General features: G+C 73.6%; 16 protein-coding genes and 1 tRNA gene. 14 read left to right on the top strand and 3 right to left on the bottom strand.

Annotation, left to right across the window (positions count from 1 at the left end):
- Positions 1–15: 15 nt before the first annotated feature.
- From EV374_RS11550 to EV374_RS11535, 4 genes are all read left to right on the top strand, one after another.
- Positions 16–1,182 (top strand): glycosyltransferase family 4 protein, encoded by a 1,167-nt coding sequence (locus EV374_RS11550; protein ID WP_132234422.1) that lies wholly within the window; start codon positions 16–18, stop codon positions 1,180–1,182.
- Positions 1,182–3,569, top strand: a complete 2,388-nt coding sequence (locus tag EV374_RS11545) for a hypothetical protein (protein WP_486485705.1) — start codon at positions 1,182–1,184, stop codon at positions 3,567–3,569. The genes EV374_RS11550 and EV374_RS11545 overlap by 1 nt, the downstream gene beginning before the upstream one ends.
- Before the next feature lie 151 nt (positions 3,570–3,720).
- Positions 3,721–5,472 (top strand): CTP synthase, encoded by a 1,752-nt coding sequence (gene pyrG / locus EV374_RS11540; RefSeq protein WP_132234420.1) that lies wholly within the window; start codon positions 3,721–3,723, stop codon positions 5,470–5,472.
- A gap of 29 nt (positions 5,473–5,501) precedes the next feature.
- Complete coding sequence (locus EV374_RS11535; RefSeq protein WP_132234477.1) at positions 5,502–6,107, top strand: NUDIX hydrolase; 606 nt, start codon at positions 5,502–5,504, stop codon at positions 6,105–6,107.
- A gap of 64 nt (positions 6,108–6,171) precedes the next feature.
- Here EV374_RS11535 and EV374_RS11530 read toward each other — a convergent pair whose 3' ends face one another.
- Positions 6,172–6,513 (bottom strand): TM2 domain-containing protein, encoded by a 342-nt coding sequence (locus tag EV374_RS11530; protein WP_486485711.1) that lies wholly within the window; start codon positions 6,511–6,513, stop codon positions 6,172–6,174.
- 226 nt (positions 6,514–6,739) lie between these two features.
- Between EV374_RS11530 and ald the strand changes: the two genes are divergently transcribed.
- The 10 genes from ald to EV374_RS11480 all read left to right on the top strand — a co-directional run bounded on the left by ald (position 6,740) and on the right by EV374_RS11480 (position 16,625).
- The gene (gene ald, locus EV374_RS11525) at positions 6,740–7,855 is read left to right on the top strand and encodes an alanine dehydrogenase (RefSeq protein WP_132234416.1); all 1,116 of its coding nucleotides are present in this window, start codon (positions 6,740–6,742) and stop codon (positions 7,853–7,855) included.
- An 11-nt stretch (positions 7,856–7,866) separates the two neighbouring features.
- Positions 7,867–8,859, top strand: a complete 993-nt coding sequence (locus EV374_RS11520; protein WP_486485710.1) for a site-specific tyrosine recombinase XerD — start codon at positions 7,867–7,869, stop codon at positions 8,857–8,859.
- Positions 8,860–9,328: 469 nt separating this feature from the next.
- On the top strand, positions 9,329–10,252 hold the full coding sequence (locus EV374_RS11515) for a ParA family protein (RefSeq protein ID WP_121397670.1): 924 nt from the start codon (positions 9,329–9,331) through the stop codon (positions 10,250–10,252).
- A gap of 53 nt (positions 10,253–10,305) precedes the next feature.
- Positions 10,306–11,481: a segregation and condensation protein A gene (locus tag EV374_RS11510; protein WP_132234412.1), complete on the top strand. Its 1,176-nt coding sequence runs from the start codon at positions 10,306–10,308 to the stop codon at positions 11,479–11,481.
- 551 nt (positions 11,482–12,032) lie between these two features.
- Positions 12,033–12,602, top strand: a complete 570-nt coding sequence (gene scpB, locus EV374_RS33350) for an SMC-Scp complex subunit ScpB (RefSeq protein ID WP_486485704.1) — start codon at positions 12,033–12,035, stop codon at positions 12,600–12,602.
- On the top strand, positions 12,589–13,359 hold the full coding sequence (locus EV374_RS11500) for a pseudouridine synthase (RefSeq protein ID WP_132234408.1): 771 nt from the start codon (positions 12,589–12,591) through the stop codon (positions 13,357–13,359). The genes scpB and EV374_RS11500 overlap by 14 nt, the downstream gene beginning before the upstream one ends.
- 157 nt (positions 13,360–13,516) lie before the next feature.
- The gene (cmk, locus tag EV374_RS11495) at positions 13,517–14,197 is read left to right on the top strand and encodes a (d)CMP kinase (RefSeq protein WP_132234406.1); all 681 of its coding nucleotides are present in this window, start codon (positions 13,517–13,519) and stop codon (positions 14,195–14,197) included.
- On the top strand, positions 14,194–15,597 hold the full coding sequence (gene der / locus EV374_RS11490; protein ID WP_132234404.1) for a ribosome biogenesis GTPase Der: 1,404 nt from the start codon (positions 14,194–14,196) through the stop codon (positions 15,595–15,597). Before cmk ends, der begins: the two co-directional genes overlap by 4 nt.
- A 198-nt stretch (positions 15,598–15,795) precedes the next feature.
- Positions 15,796–15,869 (top strand) — tRNA-Pro (locus tag EV374_RS11485).
- A gap of 264 nt (positions 15,870–16,133) precedes the next feature.
- The gene (locus tag EV374_RS11480) at positions 16,134–16,625 is read left to right on the top strand and encodes a hypothetical protein (protein ID WP_132234402.1); all 492 of its coding nucleotides are present in this window, start codon (positions 16,134–16,136) and stop codon (positions 16,623–16,625) included.
- A 636-nt stretch (positions 16,626–17,261) separates the two neighbouring features.
- On the opposite strand, the gene EV374_RS11475 is transcribed toward EV374_RS11480, so the two are convergent.
- On the bottom strand, positions 17,262–17,489 hold the full coding sequence (locus tag EV374_RS11475) for a hypothetical protein (protein ID WP_486485703.1): 228 nt from the start codon (positions 17,487–17,489) through the stop codon (positions 17,262–17,264).
- A gap of 467 nt (positions 17,490–17,956) precedes the next feature.
- Positions 17,957–18,112, bottom strand: a complete 156-nt coding sequence (locus tag EV374_RS33345; RefSeq protein ID WP_486485702.1) for a hypothetical protein — start codon at positions 18,110–18,112, stop codon at positions 17,957–17,959.
- Between the last annotated feature and the right edge of the window lie 17 nt (positions 18,113–18,129).

Genomic DNA, 18,129 nt, shown 5'->3' with positions numbered 1-18,129 from the left:
ACGGGGGTGGTCGCGGTGACGCAGCCGGCACCGTTTCGCGGCTGGCGCGGCACGGTGGCCCTGCTGCTCGCCTCCAGCACCGGCGGCGTCGGGCAGCACGTCCGGTCGCTGGCCGAGGGGCTGACCGCAGCGGGCGCTTCCGTGCTGGTCTGCGGCCCCGCCGCGACGCAGGAGCAGTTCGACTTCACGGGCGTCGACGCCCGGTTCCTGCCGGTGGAGATCCCGGCCAGCCCGACCCCGGCCGACGCCCGCGCGGTCACCGCGCTGCGCCGGGCCCTCGCCGCCGAACCGGTCGACGTGCTGCACGCCCACGGCCTGCGCGCCGGGCTCGTCGCCGTGCTCGCCCGGCCCGCCGCCCCGCTCGTGGTCACCTGGCACAACGCGGTGCTCGCCGGCGGCCTGCGCGGCGGCGTGTCGCGCCTCGTCGAGCGGGTCGTCGCCCGGGGCGCCCGGGTGGCGCTCGGCGCCTCCACCGACCTGGTCGAGCGGGCCGCCGCGCTGGGCGCGGCGGATGCCCGGCTCGCCCCGGTCGCCGCGCCGGCACTGCCCGCGCCGCGCCGCCGCCGGGCCGCTGTCCGCGCCGAGTTCGGGGTCGGCCAGGACCGGCCGCTGATCCTCTCCGTGGGCCGGCTGCACCCGCAGAAGCGGTACGACGTGCTGATCGACGCCGCCGCCAGGTGGCGTACCCGGACACCGGCGCCGGTCGTGGTGATCGCCGGCAGCGGCCCCGCCTACCTGCCGCTGGCCGCCCGGATCTCCGCCGCCCGGGCCCCGGTGACCCTGCTCGGGCACCGCACCGACGTGGCCGACCTGCTGGCCGGGGCCGACCTGGCGCTGGTGACCAGCGACTGGGAGGCCCGTCAGCTCTTCGCGCAGGAGGCGATGCGGGCCGGCGTACCACTGGTGGCGACGGCGGTCGGCGGCCTGCCGGAGCTGGTCGGTGACGCCGCGGTGCTGGTGCCGCCGGCGGACGTGGACGCCGTCGACGCGGCCGTGCGCGCCCTGCTCGACGACGAGGCCGGGCGGGCGGAGCTGGGGCGGCGCGGCGCCGCCCGGGCCGCCTCCTGGCCCACCGAGGCGGACACCCTGGCCCAGCTGGCGGCGCTCTACGCCGAGCTGGCCCCGCACGGCGCCGGACCGGCCGCTCCCGGCGCCGACGCCCCGTCGACGGGACGCCGGTGATGCGGCGCAGAATCGCCCCGATCCTGCTGACCCTGGTCGTGGTGGCGCTGGGCATCACCGCGCTGACCGCCCGCCCCGAACGGGCGGCGTCGCCCGGGCGTACCGCGGACTTCGTGGTGCTGGTCGGGGTCGCCGGGCTGCGCTGGGAGGACGTCGACCCGCAGACCACGCCGACGCTGTGGCGGATGGCCCAGGACGGCTCGATCGGCTCCCTGTCGGTCCGTTCCGCGCACCGCCCGACCTGCCCGGTGGACGGTTGGCTGACCCTGGGCGCCGGCAGCTACGCCGCCTGGAACGGCAGCCGTCAGGCCGGGGGCTGTCCACCGGCCCAGGTGACGGTCGAGCAGCCCGACGGCATCGGCGCGAACCTGCCCGACCAGGAGAGCGTCGTCCTGCACAACCAGGAGCGGCTGCCCTGGGGCACGGTGCCCGGCGCGCTGGCGGAGTCGGTGCGCTGCTCGGTGGCGGTCGGGCCCGGTGCGGCCGTGGCCGCCGCCCGACCGTTCGGCCGCGTCGACCGGTACGCGCCGGCGCTCCCGGCGGACCCGGCGGGCCTGCTCGGCTCCTGCGTGCTGAGCATCGTCGACCTCGGCACGGTCACCGGCGAGGACCCGACGGCCCGGGCCGCGGTCGCGAGGGAGGCGGACGCCCGCCTGGCCCGGGTGCTGGCCGCCCGGCCGCCCCGCTCGCTGGTGCTCGTCGCCGGGGTCTCCGACACCGACGCCCCGTCCCGGCTGCACGTCGCCGTCGCCGACGGGCCGGGCTGGGAGGGCGGGTGGCTCACCTCGGCCAGCACCGGCCGCGAGGGCTACCTGCAACTGGTCGACCTCGCGCCGACCGCGCTCACCGCGCTGGGCCGGCCGATCCCCGAACGGCTCTTCCTCGGCCGACCCGCCGAGTCGGTCGGCGGGCGGCCGGCGGACCTCGCCGCCGCGATCGCCGCGCCGGCGGACGCCGACCGGGAGGCGGCCGCCCAGCGCCGGGTGGCCGACTGGTTCTTCACGCTGCTGGCCGGCGCCCAGGTGCTGCTGGCCGTGGCGGTGCTGCCGCTGCTGCGCCGGGCCCGCCGCCACGCCGGCCCGTACGGCCCGGAGCCGGTCTCGCGGCGGGTCGTGGCGGTCGTGGAGCTGCTACTGGTCGCGGCGGCCCTCGCCGTCCCGGCCGCGCTGCTGGCCGACGCCGTGCCCTGGTGGCGCGGGGACCACGCGGGCGTCTACTTCGCCGGGGTGACCGTGCTGCTGCTGGTCGCCGCGACCGCCGTGGTGCGGCTCGCCCCCGGGCACGCGAGCACGCTCGGTCCGCTCGGTGCGGTGGCCGGCCTGACCACGCTGGCCGTGGGGCTGGACGTGCTCACCGGCGCCCGCCTCCAGCTCAACGGGGTGGTCGGCTACTCCGCCCTGGAGGGCGGCCGGTACGCCGGGCTCGGCACCGTCGGGCTCGGGGTGTTCCTGGCCGGCTCCCTGCTGAGCGCGGGGTGGCTGGCCCAGCGGGTCCGCCGGTCCTGGCGGCCGCCCGTGATGGTGGCCGTCGGCGGCGCCGCCGTGCTGGTCGTCGGCAGCCCGTACCTGGGGGCCGACCCGATCGGCGCGATCGCGCTGACGGCCGGGCTGAGCGTCGCCGCGGCGATCAGCGCCGGCGGCTGGCTGACGATCAGCAGGCTGGCCTGGGCCGCCATGGCCGGGCTCGCGCTGACGATCGGCTTCGCGGTGCTCGACCTGCGCCGGCCCGCCGCCGAGCGGGGCAGCCTCGGTCGGTTCCTGGCCGCCGTCGGTGACGGTACCGCCGGGCTCACCGTGCACCGCTCCAGCACGGCCAACTTCGAGACCCTGGTCAACAGCCCGCTGACGGTGCTGGCCCTGGCCGGCGCCCTGCTGGTCTGGTTCGCCCTGCTCCAGCCGTGGGGCGGGCTGATGCGACTGTTCGGCATCTACCCGGCGATACGGGCGGCGATGGCCGGCACCGCCGTCGCCGCGGTGATCGGCGGGGTGCTGGGCGGCGACGCCCTGGACGTGGCCGGCGCGGCCGCCGCCCTGGTGGTGCCGATGGCGGCGCTGGCCGCGCTGCGGGTGCTCGACCACTCCACCGACCGCACGCTGCCCGACGCGGGCCGCCCGCACGACGAGGGGCCCGGCGGCACGGGCGACGGCTCGGGCGGGGACACCGGCGGGGGGCCGGACGGCGCCGGCCCGGACCGGCCGGCACCGACGGGCGCGGGGCCGGGCGCCGCCCGTACCCCGGATCCGGGTGCGGGACCGGCCACGGCGGCGGCGCCCCCGGCTCCGCGGGCCCCGGGCCCGGCGACCGGGGCGGCCGGGCCGACGGTCGGAAACGGCGTGGGGGAGCGCGCGCCGGCCGGCCTGACATCGACCGAGGTCACCGCCGGCTGAGGCGTGGGCGGGACGTCCCGCAGCCCGCTCCGGGTGCGCCCGGCGGGTGGGCCGGGAGAGGTGTTACCGTGGAATCCCGTGGATCGCGTGATCACTTGGCTGATCGGCACGGCGGTCTGCACGACCGCGACGGACGACACGGGAGCAGGCCTTGGCCCCTTCAGCACGGACGACCAGGCACATTTTCGTCACCGGGGGAGTCGCCTCCTCGCTGGGTAAGGGCCTCACCGCCTCCAGCCTCGGCAACCTGCTCACCGCGCGCGGCCTGCGCGTGGTCATGCAGAAGCTCGACCCCTACCTCAACGTCGACCCGGGGACGATGAACCCGTTCCAGCACGGCGAGGTCTTCGTCACCGAGGACGGCGCCGAGACGGACCTCGACGTCGGGCACTACGAGCGGTTCCTGGACCGGGCGCTCTCCGGCAAGGCGAACGTCACCACCGGCCAGATCTACTCCGAGGTGATCGCCAAGGAGCGGCGTGGCGAGTACCTGGGCGACACCGTCCAGGTCATCCCGCACATCACCAACGAGATCAAGTCGCGGATCCTGGCGATGGCCGACCCGGACGACGACGGCCAGGTGCCGGACGTGGTGATCACCGAGGTCGGCGGCACCGTCGGCGACATCGAGTCGCTGCCGTTCCTGGAGTCGATCCGCCAGGTCCGCCACGACCTGGGCCGGGACAACTGTTTCTACCTGCACGTCTCGCTGGTGCCGTACCTGGCGCCGTCGGGCGAGCTGAAGACGAAGCCGACCCAGCACTCGGTGGCCCAGCTGCGCAGCATCGGCATCCAGCCCGACGCGCTGGTGCTGCGCTGCGACCGGGAGATCCCCGACAAGGTCAAGCAGAAGCTGTCGCTCTACTGCGACGTCGACCGCGAGGCCGTCACGGCCGCCCCGGACGCGCCGAGCATCTACGACATCCCGAAGGTGCTGCATCGCGAGGGCCTCGACGCGTACGTGGTGCGCCGGCTCGGCCTCTCCTTCCGCGACGTCGACTGGGCCGGCTGGGACGACCTGCTGGACCGGGTCCACCAGCCCCGGCACACCGTCACCGTCGCCGTGGTCGGCAAGTACGTCGACCTGCCCGACGCGTACCTGTCGGTCAGCGAGGCGATCCGGGCCGCCGGCTTCGGCCACCGGTCCCGGGTGCAGCTGCGCTGGGTGCCCAGCGACGAGTGCGTCACCCCGTCCGGCGCGGCGGCCGCCCTGGCCGGCGTCGACGGCATCGTCATCCCCGGCGGCTTCGGGGTGCGCGGCATCGAGGGCAAGATCGGCACCGCCCGGTACGCCCGGGAGAACGGCATCCCGCTGCTCGGCCTCTGCCTCGGCCTGCAGTGCATGACCATCGACGTGGCCCGGCACCTGGCCGGCCTGGAGGGCGCCAACTCGCTGGAGTTCGACGAGGAGGCCGCGCACCCGGTCATCGCCACCATGGCCGACCAGGAGGACATCGTGGCCGGCAGGGGCGACCTGGGCGGCACCATGCGGCTGGGCGCGTACCCGGCGGCGCTCGCCGAGGGCTCGCTGGTCGCCGAGGCGTACGGCAGCACCGAGGTCAGCGAGCGGCACCGGCACCGGTACGAGGTGAACAACGCCTACCGCGACGCGTTGACCAGGGCCGGTCTGCACATCTCCGGCACCTCGCCCGACGGGCGGCTGGTCGAGTTCATCGAGCTGGACCGGGACCTGCACCCATTCTTCGTGGCCACCCAGGCGCACCCGGAGCTGAAGAGCCGGCCGACCCGGCCGCACCCGCTGTTCGCCTCCTTCGTGAAGGCGGCGGTGGCCTACTCGGAGGCCGACCAGCTCCCGGTCGACCTGGAGGCCGCCGAGAGCGCGGCGGCGCAGAACGCCGCCCGCAACGGTGGCGCCGCCGCGAAGGCGACGTCGGCCTCGTGAGCGAGCGGGGCACCGGGCACGACAGCGGCGTGCGCGCCGTCGAGCACCGCTACGAGGTGCGCTCGCGCACCGAGCGCTACCGGGGTCGGATCTTCGACGTGGTCAGCGAGGAGGTGACCATGCCGGGCGGCGGGACGGGGGTCCGCGACTTCGTCCGGCACGTCGGCGCGGTCGCCGTGGTGGCGCTCGACTCCGCCGGCCAGGTGGTGCTGATCCGCCAGTACCGGCACCCGGTGGGGCGGCACCTGTGGGAGCTGCCGGCCGGGCTGACCGACGTCTCCGGCGAGGACCTGGCCGCCGCCGCGGTCCGGGAGTTGGCCGAGGAGGTCGACCTCACCGCCGGGCGGATCGACGTCCTGGTGGACCTGCACAGCTCGCCGGGCTTCACCAACGAGCTGGTCCGGGTCTTCCTGGCCCGGGACCTGGCCGACGTGCCGGCGGAGCAGCGGCACGAGCGTCGCGAGGAGGAGGCCGACCTCCAGGTCGTCCGCATCGACCTGGACGAGGCGGTCGGCATGGTCCTCGCGGGCGAGATCACCAACGCCTCCTGCGTGGCCGGGCTGCTCGCCGCCGCGCGGGCCCGCGACACCGGCTGGTCGGCGCTGCGCCGGGCCGACGCGCCAGTGCCGGGCTGAGGCGGGAAGAACGTGAAGGGGCCGTGCGGTACGTCCGCACGGCCCCTTTCGTCGTTCCGGGTCGTCAGTCGCGCAGCGGCCGGCCCTGCCCGTCGACGCCACCGTTGATCAGGATCAGGACGCCGTCGACGAGGCCCCAGATGCCGCCGATGCCGCACGTCACAAGGGACACGATGAGCTGGATGACGCCGGTCTTGGTGTCGCCCATGTAGAAGCGGCCGACGCCGAAGGTGCCGAGCACGATCTGCAGGACGCCCGCGACGACCTTGCTCTTGTCGGAGACACCCGACGGGTACCCGGGCTGGTTGGGGTAGCCGGGCTGGTAAGGAGGTGTGGTCATGAGGCGACACCCTAGTGATCCACTGGTCTCCTGTCCGCAGCGGTACCCGAAGAGTGGGACGATAATGGATGAACACTGTCCTGACGGCTGAGGTGCGGGTCCCACCGCCGGCCCGGTTCACGCCTGACACATCGTCAGCGGGTGCGGGCACCGGATGTCACTGTGCTGCCTCATCGGGGGTGGCGACGCGCCTAGACTGCCGCCGGCGGGACCGGTGGACCGCGGCGGCAAAGGGGCCGTCGTGGCACCGCGCAGTCGGGGGAGCGCAGCCCCGAAGAGAGGTGTCTGCATCGTGAAGGTCGGAATCCCCCGCGAGGTCAAGAACCACGAGTACCGCGTGGCGATCACGCCGGCGGGCGTCAACGAGTTCGTCCGCAGCGGCCACCAGGTCTTCGTCGAGTCCGGCGCCGGCGTCGGGTCCAGCATCGGCGACGACGAGTTCGCCGCCGCCGGTGCCAAGATCCTGGCCACCGCCGACGAGGTGTGGGAGACCGCCGAGCTGGTGCTCAAGGTCAAGGAGCCGATCGCCGAGGAGTACCACCGGATGCGCGAGGGGCAGGTGCTCTTCACCTACCTGCACCTGGCCGCCTCGAAGGCCTGCACCGACGCGCTGGTCGACCGCAAGGTCACCGGCATCGCGTACGAGACCGTCGAGCTGCCCGACCGGTCGCTGCCGCTGCTCGCCCCGATGTCCGAGGTGGCCGGTCGCCTTGCCCCGCAGGTGGGCGCCTACCACCTCCAGCGGCAGGGCGGCGGGCGCGGCATCCTGATGGGCGGCGTCTCCGGCGTGTACGCCGCGAAGACCGTGGTCATCGGCGCCGGCGTCTCCGGCATGAACGCCGCCGCGATCGCGCTCGGCCTGCAGGCCGAGGTGCTGCTGCTGGACAAGAACGTCGCCCGGCTGCGCCAGGCCGACGCCATCTACCGGGGCCACCTGCAGACGGTCGCCTCCAACGCGTACGAGATCGAGCGGGCCGTGCTGGACGCGGACCTGGTCATCGGCGCGGTGCTGGTGCCCGGCGCGAAGGCCCCGACCCTGATCTCCAACGAGCTGGTCTCCCGGATGAAGCCGGGCAGCGTGCTCGTCGACATCTCCATCGACCAGGGCGGCTGCTTCGAGGACTCGCGTCCCACCACGCACGCCGAGCCGACCTACCAGGTGCACGACTCGATCTTCTACTGCGTGGCGAACATGCCGGGCGCGGTGCCGCACACCAGCACCTACGCGCTGACCAACGTCACCCTGCCGTACGCGCTGGAGCTGGCCAACCACGGCTGGCGCGAGGCGCTGCGTCGCGACCCGGCGCTGGCGCTGGGCCTGAACACCCACGACGGGCAGGTCACCTACGGCCCGGTCGCCGAGGCGCACGGCATGGCGCCCCTCGCGCTGGCCGACGCGCTGGCCTGAGAGGTGGCGGGCTGACCGGCACATTGGACGGGGCCGGCGCGGGCGTGGAGCCCGCGCCGGCCCTGCGTCGTGCCGTCCGCGGCTACCTCGACCACCTCACCGTCGAACGGGGACTGTCGGCGAACACGCTCGCGTCGTACCGGCGGGACCTGGAGCGCTACCTGGCCACCCTGGCGGCGGCCGGCGTGCCGGACCTGGCCGCCGTCGGCCCCGGCCAGGTCGAGGCGCACCTGGCCCGGCTGCGCGCCGGCGACGGGGAGCATCCGCCGCTCGCGGTCGCCTCCGCCGCGCGGGCGGCCAGCGCGGTACGCGGCCTGCACCGGTTCGCGCTGCGCGAGGGGCTGGCCGGCGCCGACCCGAGCCGGGACGTCCGCCCGCCCACGCCGCCGCGCCGGCTGCCCCGCGCGCTGCCGGCCGACGCCGTGGTGCGGCTGCTGGAGACCGCCGGGTCGCTGACCGCCGCCGGCGACCAGGCGCCGCTCGCGCTGCGCGACCGGGCGCTGCTGGAGTTCCTGTACGGCACCGGGGCGCGGATCTCCGAGGCGGTCGGCGCCGCCGTGGACGACCTGGACGTGGACGAGGGCACCGCGCTGCTGCGCGGCAAGGGCGGCCGCACCCGGCTCGTCCCGGTCGGGGGGTACGCCGTCGAGGCGGTGCGGGCCTGGCTGGTGCGGGCCCGCCCCGGGCTCGCCGCCGCCGGCCGGGGCACCCCGGCGGTCTTCCTCAACGCCCGCGGCGGCGCGTTGACCCGGCAGGGCGCGTGGACCATCCTGCGTCGCGCCGCCCAGCGGGCCGGGCTGCCGGTGGACGGCCCCGAGGCGGTCTCCCCGCACACCCTGCGCCACTCCTACGCCACCCACCTGCTCGACGGCGGCGCGGACGTACGGGTGGTGCAGGAGCTGCTCGGCCACGCCTCGGTGACCACCACCCAGGTCTACACCCTGGTCACGGTCGAGCGGCTGCGCGAGGTGTACGCCACGGCCCATCCCCGGGCGCGGGGCTGACCCCGCCCGGCTCTGGCCCCGAGCCCGGCCTCGCCCGGCCCCGACCCCGGCCTCGCCCGGCCCCGACCCCGGCCTCGCCCGGCCCCGACCCCGGCCTCGCCCGGCCCCGACCCCGGCCTCGCCCGGCTTCGGCCCTCGGCCCTCTGCCCCGCTCCGGCGGCCGCTCGGCCCCGGCCCAGGCGCGGGACCGACCGCCGGGCAGCCCGCCAGGGGTGAGCGCCGCCGGCCGGCAGGGGCGGCGCGACGGTGTCCGGGGCGGCGCGCGCAGCACGGCGCCGGTGGCTGGCCTGGTCGGCGGGGCGGCGACACGCCGAGCGGGTGCGACCGGGCCGCCGGGCGGTGGCGTACAGTCGGCATCGGCGCGGACCTCCTGGGGCGATGGTGATGCAGACCGGGGTGCGCAGCGGCGCCGCGAAGGACGTCGGACGGCTCCGACGCCGGGTGGTCGTCGGGAGGGGGCAACGAGCACATGGCTGGCAACGGTGACCGTGCCGAGACCTGGACGTCGGAGCTCCGCGAGCAGCAGGCCACGCTCGGGGCGGATCTCGGTCCGGCGGATCCGGCGGCATACACGATGCGTAAGCCGATTCCCGAGCCGATGCCGACCGACCGGCACGGCCCGGCCCGGATCATCGCGATGGCCAACCAGAAGGGTGGTGTGGGCAAGACCACCACGACCATCAACCTGGGCGCCGCACTGGCCGAGTACGGCCGCAAGGTGCTGCTCGTCGACTTCGACCCGCAGGGCGCCCTCTCGGTCGGGCTGGGGGTCAACCCGCACAACCTCGACCTGTCGGTCTACAACCTGCTCATGCAGGACGACGTCACTGCCGAAGACGTCCTGATCAAGACCGACGTGGCGGGGCTGCACCTGCTGCCCGCCAACATCGACCTCTCCGCGGCCGAGATCCAGCTGGTCAACGAGGTCGCCCGGGAGATGGCCCTGGCCCGCGTGCTCCGGTCGGTCCGCAAGGAGTACGACTACATCCTGATCGACTGCCAGCCCTCGCTGGGCCTGCTGGCGATCAACGCGCTGACCGTGGCGCACGGCGTGCTCATCCCGCTGGAGTGCGAGTTCTTCAGCCTGCGCGGGGTGGCCCTGCTGCTGGACACCATCGACAAGGTGCGCGAGCGGCTCAACTTCGACCTGGAGCTCGAGGGCATCCTCGCCACCATGTACGACAGCCGCACCACCCACTGCCGGCAGGTGCTCCAGCGGGTGGTGGAGGCCTTCGGCGACAAGGTCTACCAGACGGTGATTACCAAGACCGTCAAGTTCCCCGAGTCCACTGTCGCCGGTGCCCCGATCACCACGCTCGACCCGGCTTCGTCCGGCGCCCGCAACTACCGTCAACTGGCCCGCGAGGTGATCGCCGCCCAGGCCGAGCGGTAGGCCGGCGTGCACCTTCGCGCCGAGCCGGCCGGGGCGTGGACTACGGTCTTCCGGTGACCGCGCCACCCCTCGACCCTCCGACGACGCCGGAGCAGCCGCCCGTACGGGCCGCCGAGGCCGTCGCCGAGGTACCGACGGATCCGGCCGGCGTGCCCGAGGCGGCGGTGGAGAGCGGCGGGTTCACCGTCCGGCTGGCGAACTTCACCGGCCCGTTCGACCTGCTGCTCCAGTTGATCGGCAAGCACAAGCTCGACGTGACCGAGGTGGCGCTGCACCGGGTCACCGACGAGTTCATCGCCTACATCCGCGCGATGGGCGACCAGTGGGACCTGGACGAGGCCAGCGAGTTCCTGCTCATCGCCGCGACGCTGCTCGACCTGAAGGCGGCCCGGCTGCTGCCCGCCGCCGAGGTCGAGGACGAGGAGGACCTCGCCCTGCTGGAGGCGCGGGACCTGCTCTTCGCCCGGCTGTTGCAGTACAAGGCGTACAAGGAGGCGGCGGCGCACATCGCCGCGCTCGAGGAGGTCGGCGGCCGACGCTACCCCCGCGCGGTCACCCTGGAGGCCCGGTACGCCGACGCGCTGCCCGACCTGGTGCTCGGCATCGGCCCGGAGCGGCTGCTGAAGCTGGCGATCAGGGCGATGACGCCGAAGCCGGTGCCCGAGGTCTCCATCGCCCACGTGCACATGGTCCGGGTCAGTGTCCGGGAGCACGCGGGCATCCTCACCGAGCGGCTGCGCCGGGTCGGCACGGCCACCTTCTCGCTGCTCTGCGCCGACTGCGAGGCCACCCTGGAGGTGGTGGCCCGGTTCCTGGCCCTGCTGGAGCTCTACCGGGAGGGCCTGGTCGCCTTCGTCCAGGAGCAGGCCCTGGAGGAGCTGACCGTACGCTGGACGGGTCCCGCCGACGGCGGCCCGGACCTGCACGTCGACGAGTACGCCGGCACCCCGCCCGAGCCGGCCCTGACGTCGCCCGAGTCGGCGGGCTCCGGTCCGTTCCCGGCGGCGTCGATCGAGCGGCGGCCGGTGTCGGACGGCACGGCGGACGCGAGCGGTCCAGGCACGGTCTCAGGTGCGCTGGCGACCGACACCGCATCGGCGGCGGACGCCGGTTCGGCGGAGGCTGACAGCGGAGTGGCGTCGGGTGCGGCGGTGGTGGAGAGCGGGACGTCGCCGGGTGTGGCGGCGGACGGGAGCGGGGCGGCGACGCCGGAGGAGCGAGCGGGATGAGCAGCGACGAGCGTCGGGACTCCCTGGCCGACCAGGCCGCCGCCTGGGTGCCGCCCTGGCAGCGCCCCACGGCCCCCGCCGCGGCCCCCGAAACCGGAGATCTTGGTAGTGCCGCGCCCCCGGAGGGGCCCGAAGTTACCAAGATCTCCGGGGACTCCGACGCCGCGCGGGAGGCGGGTGCGGATGCGGGCTTCGAGGATTCCGACGCCGCGCCCGGAGCGGAGGTGGGCTCGGGTGCGGCGACCGCGAACGGGGATCAGCCCAGGGCGCCGGCAGGGCCTGAGGAGCCGGTAGCGGCGGCTGGGCCTGAAGCGCCGGTACCGGCGGCTGCGCGTGAGGAGCCGGCATCGGCGACAGGGCCTGAGGAGCCGGCATCGGCGGTCGGGTCGGCGGGGGATAGCGGGGCGGCGGGACCGACGCGGGAGAGCGGGGCCGCGGTCGGGCCGGCGGGAAGTGGAGCGGCGGGGGAGAGCGGGGCCGCGGCCGGGTCGACGGGGAGGGGGCCGACGGGCGGCGTACCCGCGAAGGGGCCGGCGGGGCGGCGGCGGGCGGTGCCCGAGCCGGCGCCGGAACTCGACGACGCGGAGCTGCGCGGGGCGCTGGAGGCGATCCTGCTGGTGGTGGACGAGCCGGTCAGCGAGCTGGTCCTCGCCCAGGTGCTGGAGCAGCCCGCCGAGCGGATCGGGCCGGTGCTGGACGAGATCGCCGCGGGCTACACGGCCGCCGGACACGGCTTCGAGCTGCGCCGGGCCGCGGGTGGTTGGCGTCTCTACACCCGCCCGGAATACGCCACCTACGTGGAACGGTTCGTACTGGACGGGCAGTCCGTGCGGCTGACCCAGGCCGCGCTGGAGACACTGGCCGTGGTCGCCTACAAGCAGCCCGTGACCCGGTCGCGGATCTCCGCCATCCGGGGTGTCAACTGCGACGGGGTGATCCGTACCCTGGTCTCCCGCGGGTTGGTCGAGGAGTGCGGCACCGAACCGGACAGCGGGGCGTTCCTCTACCGGACCACCACGATGTTCCTGGAGAAGCTCGGGCTGAACAGCGTCGACGACCTCCCGCCGCTGGCCCCGTTCCTTCCCGACGACGTAGAAGAGCTTGCCGATGCCACGCGATGACCGCACGCCCCGCCCCGACGCGCCCGCCTTCGAGGGGGCCGAGCGCCTGCAGAAGGTGCTGGCCGCCGCCGGCGTGGGTTCCCGGCGCGCCTGCGAGGACCTGATCTTCCGTCGCCGGGTCACCGTCGACGGCAGGGTCGCCCAGCTCGGCGACAAGGTCGACCCCGCCACCGCCGTGATCCACGTCGACGGCGAGCGCCTCGTCGCCGACACCCGACTGGTCTACCTGGCCATGAACAAGCCCCGCGGGGTTGTCTCCACGATGGCCGACGAGAAGGGCCGCACGGCGCTCGCCGACTTCCTCGGCAACCGGGTGGAGCAGCGGGTCTACCACGTCGGGCGGCTCGACGCCGACAGCGAGGGCCTGCTGCTGCTCACCAACGACGGCACCCTCGCGCACAAGCTGATGCACCCGTCGTACGGGGTGCAGAAGACGTACCTGTGCGAGGTGTCCGGGCCGATCCCGCGCAACCTCGGCAAGAAGCTGATGGCCGGCGTGGAACTCGAGGACGGCCCGGCGAAGGTCGACTCCTTCCGCGTGGTGGACACGCTGGGACGAAGCGCCCAGGTCGAGCTGAGCCTGCACGAGGGACGCAAGCACATCGTCCGCCGCCTGCTCGGCGAGGTGGGCCACCCGGTGAGCCGGCTGGTGCGTACCGCGATCGGGCCGATCCGGCTGGGCGACCTGCGCGCCGGGCGGACGCGGCGGCTGACTAACGCGGAGGTCGCCGCCCTGTTCAAGGCCGTGGGTGACTGACCCCCGAGTTCGGGGTACGGCTGCCGGTAGGCTCCCTGGCGGCCCGGCGCGGGCGGCGCCCACCGGGCGGCGCGACGCCGGGCATCATTGAGAACGTTTGGACAACCGCTCGCGACACATCCGGTGTTTCGTGAGGTACGGGCTGAGGAGGACGACGGTGGAGGAAAACGAACGGGCCGGGCGATGCGTGGTCGCTGTGGACGGACCGTCCGGTTCGGGTAAGTCCACCGTCTCCCGGCGGCTCGCCGTCGGCCTCGGTGCCCGCTATCTCGACACCGGCGCCATGTACCGCGCCATCACCTGGGCGGTGCTGCGCTCGGGGGTCGACCTGACCGACGCCGAGTCGGTGGCCAAGGTCGCCGGCGAGGTGGACCTGCGCATCGGCACCGACCCGCAGGGGTACGGCGTGACCGCCGACGGCGTGAACGTCGACGCCGAGATCCGCGGGCCGGAGGTGACCGGGGCGGTCTCCGCCGTGGCCGCCGTGCCGGCGGTGCGCGCGCTGCTGGTCACCCGGCAGCAGGAGATGATCACCAATGCCGGCCGGATCGTGGTCGAGGGCCGCGACATCGGGTCCGTGGTGGCCCCGGACGCCGACCTGAAGGTCTACCTCACCGCCTCCGAGGCGGCCCGGGCCGCCCGACGCAGCGCCGAGGACGCCACCGACGTGGCGGCGACGGCTGCCGACCTGGCCCGGCGGGACCGGCTCGACTCGACGCGCAAGGCCGATCCGCTGACCCAGGCGGCCGACGCCGTGGTGCTGGACACCACCGAGTTGGGCATCGACGAGGTCGTCGGGCGCCTGCGCGACCTGCTGACCGATCGGGGGGTGGCATGACCGACACCGACGGGTGGATCGAGCTGCGGGAACCGGACGTCGACACCGAGGAGCCGACCGGCCCACAGCCGGTAGTGGCCGTGGTCGGCCGCCCCAACGTGGGCAAGTCGACCCTGGTCAACCGGATCATCGGCCGCCGTCAGGCGGTCGTCGAGGACGTCCCCGGGGTCACCCGGGACCGGGTGCCGTACGACGCGCAGTGGGCCGGCCGGCAGTTCACCGTGGTGGACACCGGCGGCTGGGAGCCCGACGCCAAGGACCGGGCCGCCGCGATCGCGGCGCAGGCCGAGACCGCGGTCGTCACCGCCGACGTGGTGCTGTTCGTGGTCGACGCGATGGTCGGCTCGACGGACGTGGACGAGGCGGCCGTACGGATGCTGCGCCGCAGCGCCAAGCCGGTGATCCTGGTCGCGAACAAGGCCGACAACACCGCCATCGAGATGGAGGCCACCTCGCTGTGGTCGCTGGGCCTGGGGGAGCCGTACCCGGTGTCGGCGCTGCACGGACGTGGCTCCGGCGACCTGCTCGACGCCATCATGGCCGCGCTGCCGGAGGCCCCGAAGATCGTCGAAAACCGCCCGCGCGGCCCGCGCCGGGTGGCCCTCGTCGGTCGGCCGAACGTCGGCAAGTCCAGCCTGCTCAACCGCTTCTCGGGCGAGGAGCGGGCGGTCGTCGACTCGGTCGCCGGCACCACCGTGGACCCGGTCGACAGCCTGGTCGAGATCGGCGGGGAGACCTGGCAGCTCGTCGACACGGCGGGCCTGCGCAAGCGGGTCGGCAAGGCCAGCGGCACCGAGTACTACGCCAGCCTGCGGACCGCCGGGGCGATCGAGGCCGCCGAGGTCGCCGTGGTGCTGCTGGACTCCAGCGAGCCCATCAGCGAGCAGGACCAGCGGATCCTGTCCATGGTCACCGAGGCCGGCCGGGCGCTGGTGATCGCCTTCAACAAGTGGGACCTGGTCGACGCCGACCGCCGGTACTACCTGGACAAGGAGATCGAGCGCGAGCTGCGCCGCATCCCGTGGGCGATCCGGCTCAACCTGTCGGCGCAGACCGGCCGGGCGGTCGACAAGCTCGCGCCGGCGCTGCGCAAGGCCCTGGCCAGCTGGGAGACCCGCGTGCCGACCGCGCAGCTCAACTCGTGGCTGACCGCGCTGGTACAGGCGACCCCGCACCCGGTGCGGGGCGGTCGGGCGCCGAAGATCCTCTTCGCCACCCAGGCGGGCGTGGCGCCGCCGCGCTTCGTGCTGTTCACCACGGCCCCGCTGGACGCCGGCTACCAGCGGTTCGTCGAGCGCAAGCTGCGCGAGGAGTTCGGCTACGAGGGCAGCCCGATCGAGATCTCCGTACGCCCCCGCAAGAAGCTCGGCCCCGGCGGCCGGGGCAAGGCGCACGGCTGACCCGACCGGTCGGAAAGCCGGGTGGGAGCACGCTCCCACCCGGCTTTTCCGCTGCCATCAACTTCCCTATCCTCCTAGGACGCCCTGCGGGATGTGCGCGGGACGACGCGTTCCGGCACGGGAGGGGGCAGTGCGGACGGCGCGAAGATCCTGCGCTAAGCTGTACCGGCTGTCGCGGGGAGATCCGCGCGAGAGCATCGGGACGTGGCGCAGCTTGGTAGCGCACTTGACTGGGGGTCAAGGGGTCGTCGGTTCGAATCCGGCCGTCCCGACAAGGTGAAACAGCAGGTCAGCGGGCTGGTCCGACGCATCGGGTCGGCCCTTCTGGCTTCCTGGGGACCACGTCGGTCAAGTGCGCCGAGCCGGTAGCGTATCTTGACCGTCGGTCAAGCAAGGCCGAGCGGTGCTTAGCCCTGTTTGGCAGCTCCACCGGAGACCGTTGAAGCGAATTGACCTCCTGCTACCTCTGCGGCAGCGGCTTGAACATCCTGTACCCTCGCGCTGTCGTTGCGCCCGCACCTCTACGGTAGGTGTAGATGTATGACGTCCGGGTGGACCTGCGGGACATCGAAGTGTTGACGGGTGACGACGCTCCCCTTGTCGGACGGCTATGGATCCGCTTCCCTGACCGGTCCTTTCCTGGTGATGCATGGTCCGACTTCATCGCTTCCGTAGTCAGTTCAACGGTTACGGCTCTACGCAAGACGTTAAGTGGAGAGGGTGAGGGGTTCGCCTACTTCTTCGATGGGCCGTATTACGTCTACTACCGGCTTTTGCCTGCCTCGGCCCCGAGCTTGTATATCGAGGCAAATTGTGACGGAACTGGCGAGCCGGTAAGCGAGTGGGTGGGAGAGGTGCCGCTGGCGCAAGTCGTTGCTTCCTGGCTGAGTGCCGTGGAAGCCATTCTTGCTCGATGTGCGGAGGCCGGTCTCTCAGGTGCGGCCGTAGCCGTACTGCAACGCTCTCAGTCCGAGCTGGTGGCCATGGCCGCCCAGGCTGCCTGGCGTCGAAAGACTGCAGCTGACTGAGGGTCCGGATCAGCCGGCTGGCTTCATCCGCGGCCCCGGTGGCTGGGTCTGCGGAGCGAGCGGCTGGCTCGGTGGCGGGCGCGTTGGTTCGTGTCACGACAGCAGGCTTACCGATGAGCCGGGCTGGGGACCACGCGGGGACCACACGTTGTCCGCGCTGATGGACGGTGTGCTGTCTGCCGCACAGCTTGATCATGGGCATAGCGTGCGTGACGTGCCTGGACGTGTGGCGAAGCGTCCTGGGGGTCAAGGGGGCGTCGGTTCGAATCCGGCCGTCCCGACCGGTTGACCTGGGAAGATGAAGATCTTCTCCGGTAACGGCGGTATCATCCGGTAACGGATGATCTTTATTGGCGGTAACCGCGTGGACGGTTGGCCGTCCGGCCTGCGCGCTGTACAACGCTCTGGCCTGCCGCTTCATCCGTATGCCGGATGAAGCGGCATTGTGGTCTCTTGATTCCGCGTCAAGCGCTGCAGATGCTGCCAGCTGTCAAGACGTCGGGAATTTCGACGATCCTGAATGCGAGGCAGGATCGCCGGCGCTCGCCGGTCCTGGTCTTTACGAGTTCGGTCGGTGGTCAGTGGAGCGATCTGTCATCGCTTCGGTGGAGAGGTCGACGTCGGCCTGGCTCGGGACTACCTTCTGAGTAGTTCGATGAGCGCGGTGTCGGCTTGGGCCAGAATCGGCGGGCCATGCAGCAAAGCCGACGCGGCCTTCAGGATCTCGTTGGCCCGCTTCATCTCGGCGTTCTTCCGCCGCAGCCGACGCAACTCCTCCACCTCCAAGGTCGTGGGCCGGTAGTCACGCTGACCGCGGTCGGCCTCGTCCTGGCGGATCCAGTTCCGCAAGGCCTCGTGATGCACCCCAAGCTGGTGAGCCAGCGGCTCCGGCGCGGGAGGCCGGATCGGCGAGCAGTCCCTCCATGGGGTCGGGCGGCGGCACCGGGTGCGGCAGCCGGGTAGTAGGTCGAGCAGGCCGTCGCACGGACCTCGTCTACGGGGTTGGTGAGCAGGATCCGCCGAAAAGCCTCGGGGGCCGGCGTCCACCAGCGCGCGAGCGTGGCCCGGACCGTTGGGTCAGGGTCCCGGGCGAGCAGATCGGCCGGCACGTATTCGCGTTCGGCGAGGTGTTCGCGCGCCTGTGTGTCCGGATCGTCGATGAGTCGCTCGTACAAACTCGCGGGGCGAATCGCGGGCGTCCACCACCAGGGCAGTGCGGATGGCGGGATCGGTGTGGGCGGCCAGCCGCATCCGGACGGCGTGCGGCAGTTGGCGGTTGAGTGCGATCGAGTGCAGCTGCCAGTGATGGCCCGAGGCGAGGATTTCCTCGATCACGTCCGGGCCAGCTCGGCGCGTCTGGCGACGTGGCCGAAAGCGAGCCGGTAGATCACCATCCGGCGGACCAACTCGGCCGGCAGGGCCGCGTTCTCGGAGAGACCGTCCAGCACCTTCGTCAGGTGGATCGGCGTCGGCGGGCCATCAGCCATCCGCAGTCTTCCCGCAT

This window comes from Micromonospora sp. CNZ303, assembly GCF_004345505.1.
The sequence above is the reverse complement of the archived record's forward strand: the minus strand, read 5'-3'. Positions and strand labels throughout refer to the sequence as shown.